This is a genomic window from Mycobacterium lepromatosis, assembly GCF_000975265.2.
GTDB classification, from domain to species: Bacteria; Actinomycetota; Actinomycetes; order Mycobacteriales; family Mycobacteriaceae; genus Mycobacterium; species Mycobacterium lepromatosis.
This window is the reverse complement of sequence record NZ_CP083405.1, coordinates 2,319,148-2,340,396: the sequence shown is the minus strand read 5'-3', so window position 1 is coordinate 2,340,396 and position 21,249 is coordinate 2,319,148. Positions and strand designations below refer to the sequence as shown.

19 protein-coding genes, 3 tRNA genes and 6 pseudogenes are annotated in these 21,249 nt (G+C 57.0%); 17 read left to right on the top strand and 11 right to left on the bottom strand.

Translation table 11 applies throughout. The features are described from left to right. Window positions 1-298: 298 nt before the first annotated feature. The 3 genes and pseudogenes from MLPF_RS15870 to MLPF_RS11225 form a co-directional block, all read right to left on the bottom strand. Window positions 299-966 (bottom strand): annotated as a pseudogene (locus tag MLPF_RS15870) (LpqN/LpqT family lipoprotein); the annotation flags it as partial. A gap of 687 nt (window positions 967-1,653) precedes the next feature. Beyond that, window positions 1,654-2,358: pseudogene (locus tag MLPF_RS17750) on the bottom strand (crotonase/enoyl-CoA hydratase family protein). A gap of 172 nt (window positions 2,359-2,530) precedes the next feature. Further along, window positions 2,531-3,247, bottom strand: a complete 717-nt coding sequence (locus MLPF_RS11225) for an MBL fold metallo-hydrolase (RefSeq protein ID WP_045843484.1) — start codon at window positions 3,245-3,247, stop codon at window positions 2,531-2,533. 153 nt (window positions 3,248-3,400) lie between these two features. Here MLPF_RS11225 and MLPF_RS11220 point away from each other — a divergent pair, with 153 nt between their 5' ends. The 12 genes from MLPF_RS11220 (at window position 3,401) to rplA (ending at window position 8,478) form a co-directional block, all read left to right on the top strand. Then, the gene (locus MLPF_RS11220; RefSeq protein WP_045843483.1) at window positions 3,401-3,616 is read left to right on the top strand and encodes a type II toxin-antitoxin system VapB family antitoxin; all 216 of its coding nucleotides are present in this window, start codon (window positions 3,401-3,403) and stop codon (window positions 3,614-3,616) included. Window positions 3,617-3,782: 166 nt separating this feature from the next. Then, a tRNA-Thr gene (locus MLPF_RS11215) sits at window positions 3,783-3,855 on the top strand. A 53-nt stretch (window positions 3,856-3,908) separates the two neighbouring features. Then, window positions 3,909-3,982 (top strand) — tRNA-Met (locus MLPF_RS11210). Window positions 3,983-4,030: 48 nt separating this feature from the next. Continuing rightward, complete coding sequence (rpmG, locus tag MLPF_RS11205) at window positions 4,031-4,198, top strand: 50S ribosomal protein L33 (RefSeq protein WP_045843482.1); 168 nt, start codon at window positions 4,031-4,033, stop codon at window positions 4,196-4,198. Window positions 4,199-4,271: 73 nt separating this feature from the next. Next, window positions 4,272-4,724, top strand: a complete 453-nt coding sequence (gene hadA / locus MLPF_RS11200) for a (3R)-hydroxyacyl-ACP dehydratase subunit HadA (protein WP_420329623.1) — start codon at window positions 4,272-4,274, stop codon at window positions 4,722-4,724. Then, on the top strand, window positions 4,711-5,139 hold the full coding sequence (gene hadB, locus MLPF_RS11195) for a (3R)-hydroxyacyl-ACP dehydratase subunit HadB (RefSeq protein WP_045843480.1): 429 nt from the start codon (window positions 4,711-4,713) through the stop codon (window positions 5,137-5,139). The genes hadA and hadB overlap by 14 nt, the downstream gene beginning before the upstream one ends. A gap of 3 nt (window positions 5,140-5,142) precedes the next feature. Continuing rightward, window positions 5,143-5,643, top strand: coding sequence for a (3R)-hydroxyacyl-ACP dehydratase subunit HadC (gene hadC / locus MLPF_RS11190; RefSeq protein WP_045843479.1), 501 nt, complete (start codon window positions 5,143-5,145; stop codon window positions 5,641-5,643). A gap of 169 nt (window positions 5,644-5,812) precedes the next feature. Next, window positions 5,813-5,885 (top strand) — tRNA-Trp (locus MLPF_RS11185). Between the two features lie 93 nt (window positions 5,886-5,978). Continuing rightward, complete coding sequence (gene secE, locus MLPF_RS11180; RefSeq protein ID WP_045843478.1) at window positions 5,979-6,419, top strand: preprotein translocase subunit SecE; 441 nt, start codon at window positions 5,979-5,981, stop codon at window positions 6,417-6,419. A 32-nt stretch (window positions 6,420-6,451) separates the two neighbouring features. Then, the gene (gene nusG, locus MLPF_RS11175) at window positions 6,452-7,183 is read left to right on the top strand and encodes a transcription termination/antitermination protein NusG (protein ID WP_045843477.1); all 732 of its coding nucleotides are present in this window, start codon (window positions 6,452-6,454) and stop codon (window positions 7,181-7,183) included. 28 nt (window positions 7,184-7,211) lie between these two features. Beyond that, complete coding sequence (gene rplK, locus MLPF_RS11170; protein WP_045843476.1) at window positions 7,212-7,640, top strand: 50S ribosomal protein L11; 429 nt, start codon at window positions 7,212-7,214, stop codon at window positions 7,638-7,640. 130 nt (window positions 7,641-7,770) lie between these two features. Further along, on the top strand, window positions 7,771-8,478 hold the full coding sequence (rplA, locus tag MLPF_RS11165) for a 50S ribosomal protein L1 (protein ID WP_045843475.1): 708 nt from the start codon (window positions 7,771-7,773) through the stop codon (window positions 8,476-8,478). A gap of 167 nt (window positions 8,479-8,645) precedes the next feature. Here rplA and MLPF_RS11160 read toward each other — a convergent pair whose 3' ends face one another. Next, window positions 8,646-8,909 (bottom strand): hypothetical protein, encoded by a 264-nt coding sequence (locus tag MLPF_RS11160; protein ID WP_175266459.1) that lies wholly within the window; start codon window positions 8,907-8,909, stop codon window positions 8,646-8,648. A gap of 10 nt (window positions 8,910-8,919) precedes the next feature. On the opposite strand from MLPF_RS11160, the gene MLPF_RS17745 reads away from it, so the two are divergent. Continuing rightward, window positions 8,920-9,045, top strand: a complete 126-nt coding sequence (locus MLPF_RS17745; protein ID WP_282435812.1) for a hypothetical protein — start codon at window positions 8,920-8,922, stop codon at window positions 9,043-9,045. Window positions 9,046-9,427: 382 nt separating this feature from the next. Here the strand turns inward: MLPF_RS17745 and MLPF_RS11155 are convergent. From MLPF_RS11155 to MLPF_RS11125, 6 genes and pseudogenes are all read right to left on the bottom strand, one after another. Beyond that, window positions 9,428-10,105, bottom strand: a pseudogene (locus tag MLPF_RS11155) (YciI family protein). A 106-nt stretch (window positions 10,106-10,211) separates the two neighbouring features. Then, the gene (gene mmaA4 / locus MLPF_RS11150) at window positions 10,212-11,129 is read right to left on the bottom strand and encodes a hydroxymycolate synthase MmaA4 (RefSeq protein WP_420329622.1); all 918 of its coding nucleotides are present in this window, start codon (window positions 11,127-11,129) and stop codon (window positions 10,212-10,214) included. Window positions 11,130-11,166: 37 nt separating this feature from the next. Beyond that, a pseudogene (locus MLPF_RS11145) lies at window positions 11,167-12,075 on the bottom strand (class I SAM-dependent methyltransferase). A 1,181-nt stretch (window positions 12,076-13,256) separates the two neighbouring features. Beyond that, window positions 13,257-14,117 (bottom strand): mycolic acid methyltransferase MmaA1, encoded by an 861-nt coding sequence (gene mmaA1 / locus MLPF_RS11135; protein ID WP_045843474.1) that lies wholly within the window; start codon window positions 14,115-14,117, stop codon window positions 13,257-13,259. Between the two features lie 70 nt (window positions 14,118-14,187). Further along, entirely contained in the window at window positions 14,188-15,093 is a 906-nt protein-coding gene (locus MLPF_RS11130) for an alpha/beta fold hydrolase (RefSeq protein ID WP_045843473.1), read from the bottom strand. Then, window positions 15,093-16,439, bottom strand: a complete 1,347-nt coding sequence (locus MLPF_RS11125) for an ABC1 kinase family protein (RefSeq protein WP_045843472.1) — start codon at window positions 16,437-16,439, stop codon at window positions 15,093-15,095. The genes MLPF_RS11130 and MLPF_RS11125 overlap by 1 nt, the downstream gene beginning before the upstream one ends. 893 nt (window positions 16,440-17,332) lie before the next feature. Here MLPF_RS11125 and rplJ point away from each other — a divergent pair. Continuing rightward, window positions 17,333-17,866, top strand: coding sequence for a 50S ribosomal protein L10 (gene rplJ, locus MLPF_RS11120; RefSeq protein WP_045843471.1), 534 nt, complete (start codon window positions 17,333-17,335; stop codon window positions 17,864-17,866). A gap of 32 nt (window positions 17,867-17,898) precedes the next feature. Beyond that, window positions 17,899-18,288, top strand: coding sequence for a 50S ribosomal protein L7/L12 (rplL, locus tag MLPF_RS11115; protein WP_045843470.1), 390 nt, complete (start codon window positions 17,899-17,901; stop codon window positions 18,286-18,288). A 100-nt stretch (window positions 18,289-18,388) separates the two neighbouring features. Here the strand turns inward: rplL and MLPF_RS11110 are convergent. Further along, window positions 18,389-18,854 (bottom strand): annotated as a pseudogene (locus tag MLPF_RS11110) (hypothetical protein). A 79-nt stretch (window positions 18,855-18,933) separates the two neighbouring features. Here MLPF_RS11110 and MLPF_RS17740 point away from each other — a divergent pair. Continuing rightward, window positions 18,934-19,914, top strand: a pseudogene (locus MLPF_RS17740) (carotenoid oxygenase family protein). Window positions 19,915-20,091: 177 nt separating this feature from the next. After that, a complete protein-coding gene (locus MLPF_RS11100) occupies window positions 20,092-21,102 on the top strand; it encodes an ABC transporter ATP-binding protein (RefSeq protein ID WP_045843468.1) in 1,011 nt (336 codons plus the stop codon). The last annotated feature ends 147 nt before the right edge of the window (window positions 21,103-21,249 follow it).

Genomic DNA, 21,249 nt, shown 5'->3' with positions numbered 1-21,249 from the left:
CTTATAATGCCCGGATGTCAGGCTGACCGCTAGGAGGTTCGTGACGACACCGGAAGTAACTTGGTTTCCTGTTATTTATGCGGCAGGTCAGCACCTCTCAGATTGGTGCCATAACGGAGAGCGGAAAGATAAACACAGTCCACGTCGTGTGTATTCAACTGATTCAACAGGACTGTGGCGCCGTTCTGGATTGCATGCGTCTTTAGGTTCACTCTAAGTCGGACCCGACGTCGATAATCCTGATGCCTGAGAACGACGGTAGAGGTCTGACGGCTTGTCGCGAGAGACGGGAGGCGGTGGTCGTTTGTTCGCCGATGACGTGGGTGGCGTCCATCAGCTGTCCCGAATCGGTGTCGAGGGCGTTGGTATTGAGCCGCAACACGAACCACCGCACTTTAGCCGGGTATCATCGCAGTTTTCTGCGTGACTGCACGCTTCTTGCCGTCTTTCATGTATGAACTGGTTAGCTGCCACGCTTAAAAACCGCCGCGTCTGGACGGGTTCTGTCGCCGTAGCCCTGGTATCCAGACAGGTTCTGCAACTCGCCTGGAGCGTATTGCAGAATCTTCGTTTGGTCGACGTCACTGGTGAGCTTGAAGACGAGCGCCACGATGGTGGGCAGATCTGAGAGATCAGTAGGCTGAGCCAAAACGATGTTTCGGTAAGGCGCGTCGGTGCTTTCGTTGAGTAGTTACCAACCTTGAGGGTACTGGCAGATTGATGGTGGGAGAACCGGGATCGCTGTGTTGGACCGGGGTGTCGGTGATGCGATTGTCCCGGGTGTAGGCGCCGATGGTGTACTTAGTGTCCACGGCAGGTGCCGTGTTTGGTTGCCGACGATGCCGTGTTTGTCCAGGCCGATGCGCTGGTAGATGGCAAGACTGACTCTTTATTACTCTGGTTGTCAGAGCCGCAACCAGCTAGTGTCAGGCTCAGCTCTACGGTTGTGATTGTCGCTGTGCAGATACTTCATCAATCGCATCTCCCCGATACTGGTGGTCCGGCATTGCGCTGGCCGCGATGAAACGGACACTAGCCGAAATGGTGTGCAGAGTTGTTAAAAACTTCAAAAGCACTACGTAAGGACGAGTAAAGCGCCCATGCCCCTGTCGGCATGTGCGCAGACGTCGTTGACTGAGCTAGTCGACGCTTTGTCGGTAAGAAAGCTCTCGGGGAACACCGTCACCCGGCAACTGTCGGAATCCGGCATGGTAGGGCAGTCATGATTGAGGCGGGCAAGATTGCCTTCGCCGATGTGCGATGGAGCTTGGTAGAATAGACCAACCTGTGCACGCTGTATCTGTATTAATGTGAAGCGATCCAGGTATAAAGCGGTGTTATCAAAGAACTGATCAATGAGTAGTTCAGCGACGGCATAATGCGCATCATCAACTTAAATCTCGATCTGAAAAAGGAAATCACATCCATCGGACTATTGCGTCTTATTGACCTTTGACAGTAAAATCACTGTACACCAATGGTTTTCGGTGTAACGCTAGAAAGCATTTAGCAAGTGGTCTCTGCCGGTTTATTTTTTGGAGGTATCAGTACAAAATGGCGTGACGACGACGTATCACACTTACGTAGTGGAGGAGGTTAGTGGGAAGCGATTGCCTAGAAAGCCGTTCTTATTTTTTGAGTAGAGTCGTTGAATTATATACGAACTCGGCTTAATGTATTACCGATTCCGGTGTGGATGGCTGTGAACGCGTCGGTGCAGGTGCGCAACCTGGTTGCAAAGTTGAACCGGCTGGGTTGAAGTCAGCGAATTCCTTTTCGGCTTCTTCGGCGCGGATGCCGCGCCATCTCAGGCAGTATGTTCGCCGTCGACGAAGCCTACTCGCTAGGGCAGTGTCATCAAATAACGTCTTGGCCAGAACAGTGGCTTGCTGGTAGATTTAGTGGTGTTAGTTGTAGGTCTTATGATCGTATAGTGCTGTGTAGGTGATTGGTCATGCCGATCGTAACTTCGTTGGCCTGATGCTTGTATTACGTGATTTGCCGCCCAGTGGTCGCCTACGGGCAACAGGAATGCTCTACATGTCGACGGCGTGGCCGGTGCAGGCCATCACTACTGGTTTGGGATAGGACATAGAGTTAGTATCACTTAAGCTGGAAGCCGCCGCTAAGCATGTCGATCGCTAATTGGCTCTGCCCGGACGTCAGGCCCTTCAGGTCGAAGCCGCTACTGAAGAATCGATCATTCCCAGTGATCACCAGTACACCAAACGTTTTTTGTCGGCTTGGTCGATCGCTTAGTTGAGAGCTTGTTGCCTGGTCGGTCCTAGGGCATCGACTTTGCGGTCATCCATCCTTGATGACCGCGATGGAATCTTTGTAACTATAGATAATAACTATAGGTAACTAATCGTTCATGGGTGTTCTTGCGCTACGAACAGCTCGTCGATTGAACAAGATTTGAGTTTACCCTGTTGCGCGGGGCCGGAGCTCGATCCTGGCGCGGAATATGTCGGAAGCATTTCTCTTGCGGACGTAATTTCGGTAGGTCAGCACGTTGCACAGCAATTCCTCAGCCGTCCATCAACATGCGCCACTGATTGAGATCTGCGGCACGGTACACGTAATTGGAACACTTGATCACCGACAGCGTGGCACTGGGATCGGTTGAATACCAGTGCCCTGGGAACACTGTAGGGTCACCCGGAAGCTGCGCGAGCTGCTGCAGGCTGCGGTACATCTCGTCGGAATTGCCACCCGGAAAGTCGGTACGGCCACAACCCTCCAGGAACAACGTGTCTCCTGCGACCAGCAGGCCATCGAGCAGAAAACACTGGCTTCCCGGTGTATGGCCCGGTGTGTGCAGCAGTTCAATTTCGATATCGCCAACGCTGAGCTTGTCGCGGTGCTCATGGGTGGTCAGATGACCGAGGCCAATTCCTGTGACTCGCGAAACCCATAGCGCCTCATGGGTATTAACGTGCACGGGCACAGTTACTTGCTCCAGTAGCTCGGTCAATCCTGTTAGCTGAAAACCCATCATCACACCGCCCACATGGTCGGGGTGATGATGCGTCACCAGCACTCCAGACAGCCGCATACCGTCCGCTTCGAGTGCGTCCACCAGATCATCGGCGGCGTACGCCGGGTCGACCACGACGCAGTCCCCGGTCTGGCGGTCGCCGATCAGGTAGGCGAAATTGCGCATCTGCGTTGCGACCACATCGTCGACGGCGAAATCGCGTCCGGAGAGCAGTTGCCGAAAGTACAGCCGGTCCGAATCTGACACGTCACTAGACTAGGTCCCGTCTAATACTCGTCCAAGACTGTCCAGAGCGCCATCGCATAAATTGTCGGCAAGTTACCGATTGATGGCGTACATTTTAAGTGTCGCCAGTATTCATCGGACCTCGGGCTAGAGCTACCGGGTACTATTGGCCTAATGCTGAAGAAGGTCGAGATAGAGGTTGACGACGACCTAGTCCAAGAGGTCATACGTCGGTACGGGTTGTTAGGCAGACGAGAGGCTGTCCATTTGGCGCTAAAGGCTCTCCTTGGCGAGGCCAGTGTCGGAAATCCCGCAGAACAAGATCCAGAATATGACGAGTTCAGCAACCCCGATGCTTGGCTTACGAGCCGAAGCAACGACGCCGGGTGATCCCGGGATAGCCATCGTCTGTTCATTGTGTAATTATAATTAATTAACGCTTCACGACTTTCCCAGCTGACCGCCATCACGCCCCCCGTGGTTTGGTGGCATTGTGCACCAGGCTGTACTCTAACTTCTAGGCCCGCGGCGCGACTGGTTGCTTCGGATTAGAACGGCCCCCTTAGCTCAGTCGGTAGAGCGTTTCCATGGTAAGGAAAAGGTCAACGGTTCGATTCCGTTAGGGGGCTCGGCGGAAGCCGAACAGTAGGCGGCCTTGAATCCGAGGATGAGGTAGCCCAGAGGCGATGTAGCTCAGTCGGTTAGAGCGAACGACTCATAATCGTTAGGTCGCCGGTTCGAGTCCGGCCATCGCTACAACACAAATGACGAAATGTTTGACACTAGATTTGAGAGAGAATCGTTATGGCTTCCAGTACCGATGTGCGGCCGAAGATCACACTGGCATGCGAGGTGTGCAAGCACCGTAACTACATCACCAATAAGAATCGGCGCAACGACCCCGATCGGATGGAGCTGAAGAAGTTCTGCCGAAATTGCGGCAAGCACCAGTCCCATCGTGAGACACGGTAGCCGCCCGTAAGCGGTTACCAAGAGTGACTAGGTAGGTTTTACAGCCTTGGGTTTGACCACAAACATCGTCGGAATGCACTACCGGTACCCTGACCACTACGAAGTAGAGCGCGAAAAGATCCGTGAGTACGCGGTAGCTGTGCAAAACGAGGATATCTCATACTTCGAAGAGGACGCGGCAGCCGAACTCGGCTACAAGGGGCTGCTGGCGCCGTTGACGTTCATCTGCTTATTCGGCTACAAGGCGCAGTCGGCGTTTTTCAAGCACGCGAACATCGCGGTAACCGACCAGCAGATCGTACAAATCGATCAAGTGCTGAAATTCGTCAAGCCGATTGTGGCGGGCGACAAGCTGTACTGCGACGTCTACGTGGATTCGATGCGTGAGGCGCACGGCACCCGGATCATCGTGACCAAGAATGTCGTCACCAATGAGGTCGGTGACATCGTCCAGGAGACCTACACGACCCTGGCGGGTCGTGTAGGCGAGGATGGAGAAGAGGGATTTTCTGATGGCGCTGCGTGAGTTTAGTTCGGTCAAGGTTGGTGACTTGCTGCCGGAAAAAACCTACCCGCTTACCCGCCAAGATTTGGTGAATTACGCAGGGGTTTCGGGGGACTTGAACCCGATCCACTGGGACGACGAAATCGCCAAGGTGGTGGGGCTAGACACCGCGATCGCCCATGGAATGCTGACAATGGGTATTGGCGGCGGATACGTCACCTCGTGGGTCGGTGACCCAGGTGCGGTCATCGAGTATAACGTGCGGTTTACTGCGGTAGTGCCGGTGCCCAACGACGGCCAAGGCGCCGTGCTGGCGTTTAGCGGTAAGGTGAAGTCGGTTGATCCGGAGACCAAGTCGGTGACCATCGCTCTCTCGGCCACAACCGGTGGCAAGAAGATTTTCGGCCGGGCTATCGCTTCAGCGAAACTGGCGTAGCTTATGACGCTGAAAACTGATATCCGCGGGATGGTCTGGCGGTATCCAGACTACTTCATTGTGGGCCGCGAGCAATGCCGCGAGTTCGCCCGAGCTATCAAGTGCGATCATCCCGCCTACTTCAGCGAGGATGCGGCCGCTGAACTCGGCTATGGTGCGATCGTTGCTCCGCTGACGTTTGTGACGATCTTCGCTAAATACGTCCAGTTGGATTTTTTCCGTAATGTCGACGTAGGAATGGAGACCATGCGGATCGTGCAGGTCGACCAACGCTTTGTCTTCCACAAGCCGGTGCTTGTCGGGGACAAGCTGTGGGCTCGAATGGACATCCATTCGGTGGACGAACGTTTTGGTGCCGATATCGTGGTGACCAAGAACAGCTGTACCAGCGACGGTGGCGAGTTGGTGATGGAGGCCTACACCACGTTGATGGGTCAGCAAGGCGACAACTCCAGTCAGCTAAAATGGGACAAAGAATCTGGGCAGGTCATCAGAAGCGCGTAACTTGTTATTAGCTTTTCTGCGATTGAGTGGAATCGAGTACACCCAGACCTGGGGGTGGTTGAGTGTAAGCGCGCTTTCCGTAAGTTGAACGAGCGGGGGGCGCGTTTCATGTACGCCCCGATGTATATGGGTTGGCTGGATCGGTCTGGCTGGGCCAGACCGGCCGCGAAGGGGCGTAGCTCAACTGGCAGAGCAGCGGTCTCCAAAACCGCAGGTTGCAGGTTCAAGTCCTGTCGCCCCTGCCGAAGGCAAAGACGTGTCATGGTGGACACTAGGGGGTATCCCATCAGAGCGGGAAAGCTCGCGAGAATATCTAGCGAACAAAGGAGCACGCGGTGAGCGACGAGGGCTACGTGGCCAGCGATGGCGGTGGCATCGAAGACGGTCGTGGGAGCTGCGGCCGAACGGCTGTGGTCACAAAACCGGTAACTCGACCGCAACGCCCTATCGGCAAGCGGTCTCGGCAGCGAGCAGCGGATGCCGCGGATACGGGAGCCAACGTCGAGGTCGAAGAGTCGTCGACTGAGGCTGGTAGTTCTAAGGGAGGCAAGGCCAAAAAGCCGAAGAAATCGAAGGATCGCTCGACTAACCCGATTGTATTCATCTACAACTACCTCAAGCAGGTCGTTGCAGAGATGCGGAAAGTTATCTGGCCTAACCGCAAACAAATGCTCACTTACACTTCAGTTGTGTTGGCGTTTCTTGCCTTTATGGTGGCATTGGTTGGCCTTACTGATTTTGGTCTGGCCAAGCTGGTGCTGTTGGTGTTCGGCTGAGGCTCGAAAGTGATTAGAGAGGACTGAAAACCGTGACTACCTTCGACGGCGATACGTCTGCGGGTGAGGCGGTCGACGTGCAAGAAGCCAGTATCGACGAGTCCGCCGCGCGTGGCGGTCACATGGAGCCGGCTGCAGAGGTCGACCCGGCCGTCGCGCTCAAGGCAGAGCTACGTAGCAAGCCGGGCGACTGGTATGTCATCCACTCCTACGCAGGGTACGAGAACAAGGTGAAGGCCAATCTCGAAACCCGTGTGCAGAATCTAGACGTCGGCGACTGCATCTTCCAGGTGGAGGTGCCCACCGAGGAGGTCACCGAGATCAAGAATGGCCAGCGCAGGCTGGTTAACCGCAAGGTGCTACCGGGCTACATCCTGGTGCGGATGGATTTGACCGACGATTCGTGGGCGGCGGTGCGCAACACCCCGGGGGTCACCGGATTCGTCGGCGCAACGTCGCGTCCGTCGGCGCTTGCGCTCGACGACGTGGTGAAGTTCTTGTTGCCGCCGGGGTCGACAAAGAAGGCCGCTAAGGGTGCGGCCAGTACCGACGCTGTCGCTGAGACGGGTGGGTTGGACCGTCCGGTTGTCGAGGTCGACTACGAGGTGGGTGAATCGGTAACGGTCATGGACGGACCGTTTGCGACGTTGCCGGCCACGATTAGCGAGGTCAACGCCGAGCAGCAGAAGCTCAAGGTGCTGGTTTCGATCTTCGGCCGCGAAACGCCGGTGGAGCTGACCTTCGGTCAAGTCTCAAAGATTTAAACCCCGAGGAAGGAACAACGAAAACCCAATGGCCACGAAGAAGAAGGTCGCCAGGCTGATCAGGCTTCAGATTCAGGCGGGGCAGGCCACCCCTGCACCGCCGGTCGGACCCGCGCTCGGTCAGCACGGCGTCAACATCATGGAGTTCTGCAAGGCGTACAACGCTGCCACTGAGAACCAGCGTGGCCGGGTCATACCGGTGGAGATCACGGTCTATGAGGACCGCAGCTTCACTTTCGTGTTAAAGACGCCGCCCGCCGCTAAGCTGCTTCTCGATGCTGCCGGTTTGGGCAAGGGGGTGGCGGAGCCGCACAAGTCTAAGGTTGCTAAGGTCAGCTGGGATCAAGTTCGTGGGATTGCTGAAACCAAGAAGGCTGACCTCAACGCCAAAGACATCGACGCCGCCGCCAAGATCATTGCCGGTACTGCCAGGTCGATGGGCATCACTGTCGAGTAATAGTTCACCCCGTCGGACGACGATCCGTGGCCGTTCGCGGCCCGAGTGAGAGTTCGACGAAACATGAAGTGGGAGGGCCAGCTTCGGCCCGCTTGCCAACCACGACCCATCACCAAGATTGGATAGTTTAATGAGCAAAAGCAGCAAGGCTTATCGCGCTGCTGCCGCGAAGGTGGACCGCACCAACCTCTACACTCCACTGCAGGCGGCCAAGCTCGCCAAAGAGACGTCGTCAACAAAACAGGATGCGACCGTCGAGGTGGCAATCCGGCTGGGTGTCGACCCGCGTAGGGCAGACCAAATGGTCCGTGGCACGGTTAACCTGCCACACGGCACCGGTAAGACCGCCCGGATCGCGGTGTTCGCCGTCGGCGAAAAAGCGGATGTTGCCGTAGCTGCGGGAGCTGATGTGGTTGGCAGCGAAGATCTGATCGAAAAGATTCAGAGCGGCTGGCTGGAGTTCGACGCCGCGGTCGCGACACCCGATCAGATGGCCAAGGTTGGTCGTATCGCTCGGGTATTGGGTCCACGTGGCCTGATGCCAAACCCCAAGACCGGCACCGTCACCCCCGACGTCGCCAAGGCCGTTGCTGACATCAAGGGCGGCAAGATCAACTTCCGGGTGGACAAACAGGCCAATTTGCACTTTGTGATTGGCAAGGCATCGTTCGATGAGAAGCAGCTGGCGGAGAACTACGGCGCCGCGCTTGATGAGGTGCTTCGGCTCAAGCCGTCGTCGTCGAAGGGCCGTTACCTGAAGCGGGTCACCGTGTCGACGACTATGGGCCCCGGCATTCCGGTCGACCCGTCGATAACCCGGAATTTCGCCGAGGTGTAGCACGCATCAATCGGTGCTATGCGGCGCAGCAGAAAGGTCTGTCTTGGTTTGGATTCGCTTGTTGTCAAAGCGATTCTGTACTAGGTGACGGTTTCGGTGGGCCTGTTCGCGCGGCTCAGCCGATTGGTGCGCACCGATGCGATGCAACGAGCGGGCAGTTTCGGGGATCATGCGCCACCTGCTTCAGCGTGGCTAGGCCAGTGTCGGTGCCGCAACGTGCATGCGGTGATCATTGCTGACGGCAGATACGGGCCCAAACCTTGGGTCTGTAGCAGGCGGTCCAGGCCACCGGTGGTGTGGTCGTGGATACCACCGATGGCGGTCTTGATCCTCGAGCGAGCCCACTGTGCCGGCGTTGGTGTCGATGGCTGGTTGCGGCCGCGCTTTATGTGTTGTGGCTGAGGCAACAGCTCGCCGGGCAGCACCTGCACCGGGATATTGGTGTGCCGGATCTTTGTTCTCGGCGCCGGTTATTCGCTTGCCGAGCACGGTATTCGTCTGCAGCAGCGCACGTGCGATCTTGGCGAAGGTCAACCCGGACACCAACCGCAGCGTGAGTGCGAGTAGTGACTGGCGATCCAGTGCCGGGTGCACTCAGACGAACATTATCCGCCACTCCGCATCGCAGCCGTACGCGGGTTGCAGCCGACCGGTACGTCCCCGGATGTCGTCTACGTGGCTTTTCACAGCAGACAATTTCTTTCCGAGACGTAGCTGATTCGCGGCCTAGTAGATTACGGGCGTGGTTGCGTGTTACGGTCGCCAGCCTCCTGCCGAGGTAGATAGGGAACGCCGTAAAGGGATCAGCCGCGAAACTCCTCGGGGCAAACTTTAATATACGGTGTTTTACGTGATGGTGAGGCTCCTTGGACCACCGTGTGAGCACGGCGACGGCCGGGTCTGCACTCCCGAGACGAAAGACGCTGTCCAGGCTTGTTATTGGCTGGGTTTACAGGGCCGAGATACCCGTTAGCTGCTGCAGCTGCACGGTAGAGGCGGGGATCATGGATGCGGCCTTGACTGACTTGTTGCGGTCATTTGCGTTAAACACATATAGGAAACCGTTGGCGACTTCGGTGTCCTCCACGTAAGGCTCGTCCGTGATGAGGAGCTCCGGTTAGTCGCGCACCCGCACGGTGGTCGTGTTGGCCAGCTTATGCAGACTAGCATTGGCCCTTATGTGACGTCCGCCTATGGCGGGTTTGAATTCGAACTTCTGGTGTTCAACACCATCGCCTTCCAGCGTGGCGAGCCGAGATCCGCCGACCGGTCCGGCGGCTCCAACAGAGTGCGATCCAGTTGATGCCCTCCAGTGGTTGCGGCGGGATCCTCCCGCCCACCATGAGCCACGCTTCCATGGCGCCATACGAGGTGACCGGGATGTAGCGCGCTAACGCCAGCACCTCGTCGAGGTTTTTGTCCTCGAAAACGTAGTAGCCGTAAGCTATTTTGACGACGGGGCTGTCGGTGATCTGTACCCCAACAGCCATGGGTGTAAAGACGTCACCGGCAAGCGATAGCGTCGCGACAGCTTTGGAATAGAAGCCTTCAAACACGGCCATCACGGGGCCCGTTCGTCGGGCGTGAGATTTTGTTCCTTGCTGATCAACAGGGCGAAGTACTGCATGTTCGTTCCCTACGGTAGTGAGCGAAGTTTTGTGCTCCCATTTACTACTTATTCGACGAACGGCACAGCCAGTAATCCAACCATTTACCCGAAATTTAGGGCGGAACTAATCCAAGGCGCCCGGCTTGAGGTAGGTTACTAGGCTGCAGTCTAGCATCTCGTCGGCGAAGTAGTGCGCGCAGCCGCGCAGGTACTTCATGTACCGGTTGTAGACCGCTTCAGAGGTGACTTCGATGGCCTTTGCCCGGTTGGACTCTAGGGTGTCGCCCCAAATTCGCAGTGTCTTGATATAGTGCGATTGCAGCGACAGCGGTTCGGGGACGGTAAATCCCGCCTTTTCGCCGTGTTCAACCATCATTTTGGTCGACGGCAGCCGCCCACCTGGAAAGATCTCGGTGATGATGAACTTGATGAAGCGGGCCGTTTCGAAGCTAAGCTTCTTACCCCTGGCAGCCATGTCGAAGGGGTGGTAGCTGACACTACTTTGAACCGTCATCCGACCGTCGGAGGGCATGATGTTGAAACACCGCTTGAAGAAATCGTCGTAGTTCTCGTGCCCGAAGTGCTCGAAGGCCTCGATCGACACGATCCGGTCGACTGGCTCGGTGAAATCTTCCCAGCCTTGCAGCCGCACTTGACGTGAACGGTTGCTGTCGAGAGCGTTTAGCACCTGCTCACAACTGGCGTGTTGATTCTTGGACAAAGTCAGACCGATCACTTTAACATCGTACTTCTCAACGGCGCGCCGCATGGTGGTGCCCCAACCGCAGCCGATATCCAATAGAGTCATGCCCGGCTGGAGATCCAGCTTGTTCAGGTTGAGGTCGATCTTGGCGTACTGGGCTTCTTCGAGCGTGAGGTCTGGTGGCTCGAAATAGGCGCAGCTGTAGGTGCGGGTGGGGTCCTGAAACAGGGCGAAGAATTCGTTCGAAAGGTCGTAGTGCGCCTGGATATCTTCGGAGCGCGTCCGCGTCTTTGTCGGGCTAGTCGGTTGCTCAGTCATTGTCGTCTTGTTCTCCTGCATGATGTTCACTGCCTTACGCACGTACCAAGCGTCGGTTTTATACGACGTGCAACCATAACTTCTGCTTCTCGGGGGTGAACTGATTGCCGTCGATGTAGCCCATCCAGAATGCCTTGGCGCAACCGGTCAGGTACTTTATGTGCCTCTCATTGGACCGGATCGCGATAGCTTCGTTCTTGCATATCTGGACCAGTCTCGGCCTGACAGGTCAAGGGCTTTGGCGAAGTCCGGCTGCAGTGACTGGATGCGGGCTATATTGAAGCCGGCCTGCGTTGAGTGTTCCTCGATGGTCTCGATCATCGGCAGCCGGCTCTCGGGAAGATGTCGTTGATGATGAACCTGATGAGATGAACTTAGCTATCTCCATCATCATAGGTATGCTGCACTCAACGACCTGCTTTGGATGCAGCCTGGTGATCGAGTGCAGCAGCATCACTCCGTCAGCGAGGGAACGCGTATAGTCAAACTTGAAGAAATCGTCATAACGCTAAAACCGGAGTGCTCTAACGCTTCGATGATGAGGATATGGTCCACCGGCTCGTCGAAGTCGGCCTACTAGTCCTAGTCGCACAGTGGCGCTCGCCGCGAGCGGTTCGCACAACTTCGTCGAGCACCGGTCTGCAGTAAGCATTCTGGTTCTTGGACAAGGTCAACCCGACGACGTTGACGTCATAGTGCTAGGTGATCCGCTTCATCACCTCAGCCCCAGCCGATGTCGAGCAGGATCTATTCCTAGCTGTAGCTCCAGCTTGTCGAGCGCCACAACGAGTTTGGCGACCTGCGCTTTGTGCAGGGTCATGTCGTCGTACGGAAAACGTGCGCAACTGTAGGTGCAAGTCGGGTCCTGAAACAGTGCGATGAATTCGTTCGAAAGGCCGTGGTGTGTCTGAACGTCGTCCGTACTAGACTGTCTCTGTGTGGCGCCCGCCGGGCTGTCAGGTACTATGTTCTCCTAGATGGATAGGCGCCTTGGCGAGGCAACCTTTCCGGGTACTCTACACGAGACCGAAGATATCCTAGATATTAACTCTGTTTTATTTTATCTCGATTGAAGTCGGTCAGATTGCAGTCCGATTGGCGCGATCATTACCCTCGCCAGGGTGCACTGCTTGAGATCAATGTAGCCGGCGCGGAACAACAGCTTGTTGCATCCCGTGAGTTATTCAGTACTGCTCGTAGACTTCGTTCGGATTGAATCACGATGGCCGTACTTTGGTTCTTCTCGAGAGTCTCAGCCCACAAGTCGAGGGTTTGTGCTTAGTGTGACTGCAGCGACTAGTGACAGGCTAGCTTGAAGTTAGCTTTCGCCGTATTCTCCTCCACCATTTCAATGGTTGGCACCCGTTTGCTCAGGAAAATTTCGGTGACGATAGACCGGAAGAAACGAACTATATTTATTATTTGAGCGATAGCGGCAAGCCGTGCCGATCTTCTGCTGTTTGGTCAGCTCAGTGATCGTGTGCCGCGGCATCGCACCGTCGTCAAGTAGGGCCTGCTGTGGGCGAGATCAAAGAGGTCGTCCGTAGCGATCGTGGCCAAAGTGCTCGAATGCGCCGATTGACACGATGCGGTTGGTATTCTCACGGAACTGCTCTCAACCATCGAGCACCATACGCTTGCTGGGTGGACTGTCTATCTGGTCGAACGATTTCTGAACATGGGCGGTCTAATTTTCGACAACTTCAGGCTGATGACGTTCATTTCGTAATTCTCGATCGTCCTCCGCATGGTGGCGCATCCAACCATAGCTCCTGTCGAGCAACGTCATATCGGGGTTGCAAGCCCAGCTTGCCCAGCTGTCAAGTCGGTCTTGACGAGTTGCGTTTCTTCCAGTGTCCATGTCCTCATGCTCGCAGTATGCGCAGCTCTAGGTCTGGGGTGGGGTCCAGAAACAGGAGGAAGAAGTCGTCCGATAGATCGTTGTGCGTCTGACATCGGCTACCTGTGGCGTCACTTCCCTGGCCATGACCTTGCGTGCCTTTCTGAACCCTCATCGACACCGATGGGCAAGAATAGCGGGCGAAAGGTGCTGAAAAAATCCCCTGTCTTGCTCGAGGCACGCTATTCGTTGCATAACTGCATCTTTAAACCTCGATCGAATTTGCTCGGATCAAGAGACAGTGCCCGCTACTTTATCAGCGTGAACTGTGCCACGTTGATGAGCCCCCGGCGGAAGCGGTCCGCACACCCAGTCAAGTAGTGCATGAAGTTGTCGTAGATCTCTTCGGGCTGTATAGCGAGGGCGTGATCCCGGGCGGCAGCTAAGTTGGCTGCCCATACATCCAACGTTCGCGCGTAATGTGACTGCATTAGCTGGATTTGCTCGACGGAGAACCCCGCGGTCTCGGCATTGTCCACAATGTCGGGTTGGGACGGGAGTTCGCCGCCCGGGAAAATAGACTCGCGCAGGAATTTAAGGAACCGCAGGTCGTCCATTGTCAGCGGAATGCCTTGTTTGTGCAACCATCGCCGGTCATACGTGAATAAGCTGTGCAGCAGCATCCGACCGTCGTCGGGGAGGACGTCATACGAGCGTTCGAAGAAGGCGGGATACCGCTCTTTCTTAAAGGCATCGAACGCCTCAAAACTAACGATACGGTCGACCTTCTCTTCGAACTCTTCCCAGCCTTGCAGCCGAGCCTCGGCATGCCGCTCCGTCAGGATTTCGGCGAGCCTGGCTTTGCTGCGCGCGTAATGGTTGCGGCTGAGGGTGAGGCCAATGACGTTGACGTCGTACTTCTCAACCGCCCGGACCAGCGCCCCGCCCCAGCCGCAACCTACGTCGAGCAACGTCATCCCGGGCGCGAGGTCCAGCTTGTCCAAGGCTAAGTCTAATTTTGCTAGTTGGGCCTCCTCGAGAGTCATGTCGTCGCGTTCGAAATATGCGCAAGTGTAAACCCAGGTGGGGTCAAGGAAAAGGGCGAAAAAGTCGTCCGAAATGTCGTATGTCGATTGTGACTCTTCGTAGTACGGCCTCAGCTTGGCCATGTGCGGTAACCTCCTACATATACACCCACCGTACGACTCCGCGAGTTGGTATGACTTCAATTGATATTGATTAACTGGCTTTGGCAAAATTGCTCATTAGTACCCCGACCATCTGATCCCACAGTTGTTGCGGCAGGTCATGGCCCATTCCGTCGAATAAAACCAGTCGGGCGCCGGTGATGGCGCGGGCTACCGCGCGGCCGCTGGAGGGTCTTACCAGTTTGTCGGCTCGGCCATGAATCACCACAGTCGGTGCGGTTATGCGCTGGTTGTAGTGCAGCAGGCTGCCGCTGCCCAGGATCGCGCTAAACTGTCGATTGACACCCACGGGGTAGAAACTGCGGTCGTATATCTTGGCAGCGTTGGTGCGGACCTGTTCTTCAGGCATACGGTAGAGTGGGCTGCCGGTGATTTTTGTTACCCGCACGGCGTTATCGACGACCACGTCGCGCGGCGATCCGGACGGCGGTCCGGTGAGAAGCGCTAGCAAGGCATGTGGGGCGGGCGGCGGCAGGAATGGGCGATTGTTGCTGGAGAAGAAGATTGCTAGGGTCTTTGTTCGCGTGGGGAATCGTGCTGCGAAGATTTGGGCGATCATGCCACCCATCGATGCCCCTACGATATGGGCTTGCTCGATGTCGAGGTGATCTAGCAGGGCGGCGGCGTCGTCGGCCATGTCCTCAAGCGTGTACGCGCACGCATTGCGCCGCCCGAGCCAGAAGCGGAGCAGCCGTGCGGTCAGCGGCTGGCTGGGGCAGGGCTGCTCAGTCCTGCTGGAAAGCCCGACATCGCGGTTGTCGTACCGAACGACTCGTAGGCTCTGAGCGACGAGCTTTTCGCAGAAGGCGGTCCGCCACAGCACCAGTTGGGCGCCCAGCCCCATGATCAGCAGTACCGGCGGGTCATCGATGTTGCCCATGTCCTCGTAGTACAGCTTCAAGTCGCCCGAGGTAGCGTAACCGCTGCGCACTTCCACTAGACCTCCACGTCGGATTGATGCTCGCGGCTGACCTCGACCATAAAGTTCGCGAAGTAACCCGTCAGCTCCGGATCCAACATTATCTGCCATTTCGGCGCCAGCAGCTTCATGTACCGTTCGACGTAGAGGAATTGCTTGCCAATAAGCACCAGTTCGCGGGGCAACTTAACGTCGTAGGCATCGGCCAGCGCCGACAGCTGCCGGCCGATATCAGTGTAGGACATGTCGCCGAGGGTTTTCATGGCCAGAGGCGTGGCGAAGCTTTCCAGGTCTTTGGCAGCCTGAGCCTTGGGTTTTACCGTGCCCACGGCGCCCATCAGCACGACGATTTTTCCGGCTGCCGCGTGATCCTTTTTCACCAGCAGGGCAAATGCCAATTCGCGTAGTAACCAACGGGTGCGCGGGTCGATGCGTCCCATGATCCCGAAGTCGAAGAACACGATGCGACCTTGGTCGTCAACATACAGGTTGCCCGCGTGCAGGTCGCCATGGAACAGGCCGTGTCGCAGACCTCCCTCGAACACCGAGAACAGTAGCGCCTTGACCAGCTCGACGCCGTCGAAGCCGGACTTGCGGATGGCATCCGCATTGTCTATGCGGATGCCGTGTACTTGCTCCATCGTCAACACCCGTTCTCCGGTGAAGTCCCAGTGCACCTTCGGCACGCGGATGTTCTTGCCTAGCGGCGAGGTGTGCAGGTAGGAGACCCACGCTTCCATCGACTGTGCCTCGAGACGGAAATTCAGCTCTTCGGCAAGGTTGTCGGAAAAATCGGCGACGACGTCTTGCGCCGAGAGCCGACGGCCCAGCTTGGCTAGTTCGATTGCTTGCGCGAAGCGCTTTAGGATCTGCAGGTCGGCAGCGACCCGGCGGCGGATGCCGGGCCGCTGAATCTTGACGACGACGTGCTCGCCGCTGTGCAGGATCGCGGAGTGCACCTGAGCAATGGACGCCGACGCGAACGGTTCTTCGGAGAAGCTGGCGAACAGCTTAGACGGCGCGCCGCCAAGCTCCTCCACGAACAGCTTGTGCACCTCGTTCGTGTCGGCTGGCGGCACCTGGTCGAGCAGGCTGCGGAATGCGCGCGCCAGTGACTCACCAAATGCGCCGGGGCTAGACGCGATGATCTGTCCGAACTTGACGTACGTCGGCCCGAGGTCGGCAAAGGTCTGCGGAATTTCCTGGATCACCTTTTGCTGCCACGAATCCTTACCCGCCAACTTGGTGGCGACACGAGCGGCAGCACGGGCGATTTGCCAACAGGTGGCTGCTATACGGGCCGCCTCGACCAGTAAGGGTACTCGGTCTAGCTTGACCACCTCGTGGTTATTGGTGGAACTCATTCTGAGTAGTGTGCCAAACCGGTGGTGTTGGGTCCCAATTCGATGTGACACCAGGGCGTCACTCAAAACCCCAGTAAGATGATTTCTTAGGACACCGGACCTGTTCATCAGTAAGACCAGGGCATCACGAAAAATGCACTTTGGTGAAACACCAGAAACTCGCGCAGGGCGCTGTGTTCGTCGGCTACGAGTGAGGTGCGGACAGGCATGGTCAAATCCGAAAGCGGGCTGTTTGTCCGAGACGGGCACCTACCACCGGCCAGTGTCTTAAAGTGCGGGGATGCAGGTGGTTTCGGCGGAGTCATCGGAACTGTTTGTTGGGCCACCGGCGCTAGGGAACTGGTCGATGCGGCGGGGTGGGTGTTCCACTGAGATACCGTCGTGCTCGCGAGGACGATCGCCTCGGTTGCGGTGGTGTGCGATCTAGACCTCCTTGTGGTCGGTGGTGGCATCACTCAAATTTGATATTTGGTCGGTTGATTTCGACCCGCTGTACGCGACATTGGCCTACTAAACCCGGCTGGATTTTTGGCTTGGCTGTATGTGATGTCGGCCGAGCTCGATGGCGAGGCCGGGTCTGGTTGGTGTCGTTAGGTTCGTGGGGTTGCAGCGTGGACCGTGATGGCAGGACTACCGCGCTAACGTTTTGGCTGTGGCCAGGGTGTCGCACTATATGTGATACTTAGCTCCACCTGAGACCGTTCGGTGACCGAAGAGTCGGTTGAAGGTCCAGTAACATCTCGGGCGGCCCACGCAGGAGGACGAGGCATCACCCGCCGGCGTGCGTCGGCGTGTTTAACGCCCCGGCCGATTCCTGCGCCGGGGCGTTCGTCATTCCCAGGTAGGTTTGCAGACACCAATTGCAACCTGACCTTACACCTCAGGAGGTATGCATGGCTAAGGCTGACAAGGCCACCGCCGTTGCAGACATCGCCGAGCAGTTCAAGGCTGCGACGGCAGCGTTGATTACCGAATATCGCGGCTTGACGGTGGCTAACTTGGCTGAGCTGCGCCGGTCGCTCACGGATTCGGCTAGCTATGCGGTGGCCAAGAACACGCTCATTAAGCGGGCGGCCTCCGAAGCCGGCATCGAGGGGCTCGACGAGCTATTCGCCGGCCCGACGGCGATCGCGTTCGTCACCGGTGAGCCGGTCGACGCCGCCAAGGCCATCAAGACGTTCGCCAAGGAACACAAGGCGCTGGTGATTAAGGGAGGCTACATGGATGGCCACCCGATGACTGTCGCCGAAGTCGAACGCATCGCCGACCTGGAGTCCCGTGAGGTGTTGCTCGCCAAATTGGCCGGCACTATGCAGAGCACTCTCGTCAAGGCGGTCGGACTATTCAACGCGCCGGCCTCGCAGATGGCAAGGCTCGCCGCCGCACTGCAGGAAAAGAAAGCTTTCGAACCGGCTCCAGCTGAATAACCAAGCACCAGAAATCGAGGAAGGACCCCGCCATGTCAAAGCTCTCTAGTGACGAACTGCTGGACGTGTTCAAGGAAATGACCTTGTTGGAACTTTCGGACTTCGTCAAAAAGTTCGAGGAGACCTTCGAGGTCACCGCTGCTGCTCCGATCCCTGTTGCCGTTGCTGGTGTACCCGCGGCAGCGGCTAGCGAGCCCGCCGAGGAACAGTCCGAGTTCGATGTCATTCTCGAAAGCGCCGGCGACAAGAAGATCGGTGTCATCAAGGTTGTCCGTGAGATCGTCTCCGGCCTGGGCCTCAAGGAGGCCAAGGACCTGGTCGACGGCGTGCCCAAGCCACTGCTGGAGAAGGTCGCCAAGGAGGCTGCCGACGACGCCAAGGCCAAGCTCGAGGCCGCCGGCGCCACCGTCAGCGTCAAATAGGTCAATTCGCGAAAGCCTCTGGAGTCCGCGCAAGGCCTGGGGTTTGGTGTTCTCAGTTTACGTCGGCAGCCGAGCGTTGTGACTGCTGAACACACTCGGGTTAATCTCCTAAAGCGACAAGCAGATTCGAGCTCATTGAACCGAGCATCGGATCGACGGCAGCACCGTCGTTGCTACAGTACCCGGCCAGATCCAAGCATCACCCAAGTCTGTGCATTAGTGCCCAAAATTGGGCGGTTATGGCTACGATTATTGTGTCGTCAGCTGCCGAACATCAAGGCGATACTGTAATGACTGCTCGATGACATAGCGGCGGTAAACAGAGCTGATGGCCACCAGATTGGCGGTCTGTGGTACTGCCAGCACGGCGTCGAACTGTCGCAAGCCCCCCTTGGCAATCAGTGCACGTATGCCGCCAACATGGGGGTATAATTTCGTCGTCGAGGTACCGCGCGCGCCGACACACCTTGCGGGTCTGCAGCGCATCGGGCCCGTGGTGGTTGAGCAGCCCGACGGAGGTATGCGGCATCTCATCCCCGAATACTGCGTCCGGGCCCCGGAGTCATATATAAGGCCATTTTTGTCATATGGTAAAATTATGGCATCTGTAACGTTGAAGTAATGACGTAAAAAGAAGTTCTAGTTGTGATTTCCGGGCAACTCGTCGAATCTCAGAATCAGTATTCTGAAGATTTCCTGGCGCCGGTTTCCACCGAAGTGACCGCGATCGACCTGGAGGTCGCTGGGTGTATTCCTGAGCATCTGGACGGGCGATCCTATGTAACGGACCTAATGCGCTCCCTGAGGTCGATCCGGCGCCGTATCATTGGTTTGCCCGTAGACGGCATGGTGCACGAGGTAGCTTTGTGCGACGGGAAAGCCTGCTGATACCACCCACCGCTGGGTCCGCAGTCGGTGATCGGACGAGCCCGAATCCCCTCGGTCCGGTAATGGCGTGAGCCAACCTTGTCGCGCAGTCGGCCTCCCGTACACGTGGAACCCCGACTATTCGGCGCGCATATGTGTTATGTCCCGCGAAGCGGGACATAACACTGCCGGCAAAACTCCAGTCCGGTGGTTCGATATCGAGCCCTGGTAGTTAAATGCCTACTCTAGAAATCCGGATGGGGTAGAGGTGCTGGTGCTTCATATGGGTACACCACTTCAACGGATGTTTGATCGCGACCGGCGAGCGCCTGCCCATCCTGGATCGTTGGACGATCAATCTGACAACCGGTGAGGTCGATAACGAATGCCGCGACGATCGGTCGCAGGAGTTTCCCCGGATCCACGAAAACCACATAGGCGATCGACACCGATGCGGCTACATCGTCAACGTCGACGGCGGGTTTGTCACGCAGGACGAGATGTCGACGTTCCTCTACAAGTATGACCACGCGAGCGGATCCAGCGACGTCGCGTGTTCGACTCGACTTGCTCACTGACGAGCTGTCTTTTGTGATGAATTCGGGTGCTGTCGCCAAATACGACGGCTTCCTAATGGACTTAGGGTATCACCGTGGCCGTAACGAAGGCCAATTGCTGTTGCTAGATGCCTCAACCATCGAGGCAGTGGCCACCGTGCATCTGCCCCAGCGAATGCCAATGGGCTTTCACGTCAACTGAGCACCGAGTGCCTGACGCGACGCTGCTGCAGTCTTCCCCGCTTTGTCGGGTAGGTTTGGTTGCACCGGCCTTTCGTGGCGCTGTGCAACAGTGATGTCCTGCCTCAAGAGTGCGCTTCAGTGACTCAAACCACACAAAAGGCAGGTGGCAATGATTGGCGGCGACGGAAGGATGCCTATGGGCGTTGCGATCGAAGTGAAGGGACTAACCAAGTCCTTTGGATCTTCGAGGATTTGGGAAGACGTCACGCTTGACATACCCGCAGGAGAGGTCAGTGTGTTACTCGGACCGTCGGGTACCGGCAAATCGGTGTTCTTGAAGTCCTTAATCGGTCTGTTGCGGCCGGAACGTGGCGCGATCCTCATTGATGGCACGAACATCATCGAATGTTCGGCTAAGGAACTCTACGAGATCCGCACACTGTTCGGTGTGCTATTCCAGGACGGCGCGCTGTTCGGTTCGATGAACCTCTACGACAATACTGCGTTCCCATTGCGTGAGCACACCAAGAAAAAGGAAAGCGAGATCCGTGACATCGTCATGGAGAAGCTGCAGTTGGTCGGTCTTGGTGGGGACGAGAAGAAGTTCCCCGGAGAGATCTCCGGCGGTATGCGCAAGCGTGCCGGTCTAGCGCGTGCCTTGGTTCTTGATCCGCAGATCATTCTGTGCGACGAACCCGACTCGGGTCTGGACCCGGTCCGTACCGCTTACCTGAGTCAACTGATCATGGACATCAATGCCCAGATTGATGCGACCATCCTAATCGTGACGCACAACGTCAACATCGCCCGCACTGTGCCTGATAACATGGGCATGTTGTTCCGCAAGCATCTGGTAATGTTCGGACCTCGTGAGGTGCTGCTAACCAGCGATGAGCCGGTCATACGGCAATTCCTCAACGGCTGTCGTATCGGGCCGATCGGTATGTCCGAGGAGAAGGACGAGGCCACCATGGCTGAAGAGGCAGCTTTGCTTGAGGCAGGCCATTACGCGGGTGGCACCGAGGAAATCGAGGGTGTGCCGCCGCAGATCACCGCGACGCCGGGTATGCCGAAGCGCAAAGCAGTCGCACGCCGCCAAGCCCGGGTGCGCGCGATGTTGCCCACGCTACCCCAGGGTGCCCAGGCGGCAATCCTCGATGACCTTGAAGACGCCCACAAGTACCAAGCGCACGAATTCGGCGACTAAGGGCGATGGTCTGCTGTCTTCGATGGGTATCCAGGCGAACACGTTTACCGGCGCCATGAGGTGGGCTCTGGTCATGTATCGCCACTTGACGTAACTCGCCTGCACTTTACCCCTTGACGGCAGAGCTTAAACGGGTCAATCTGTTGA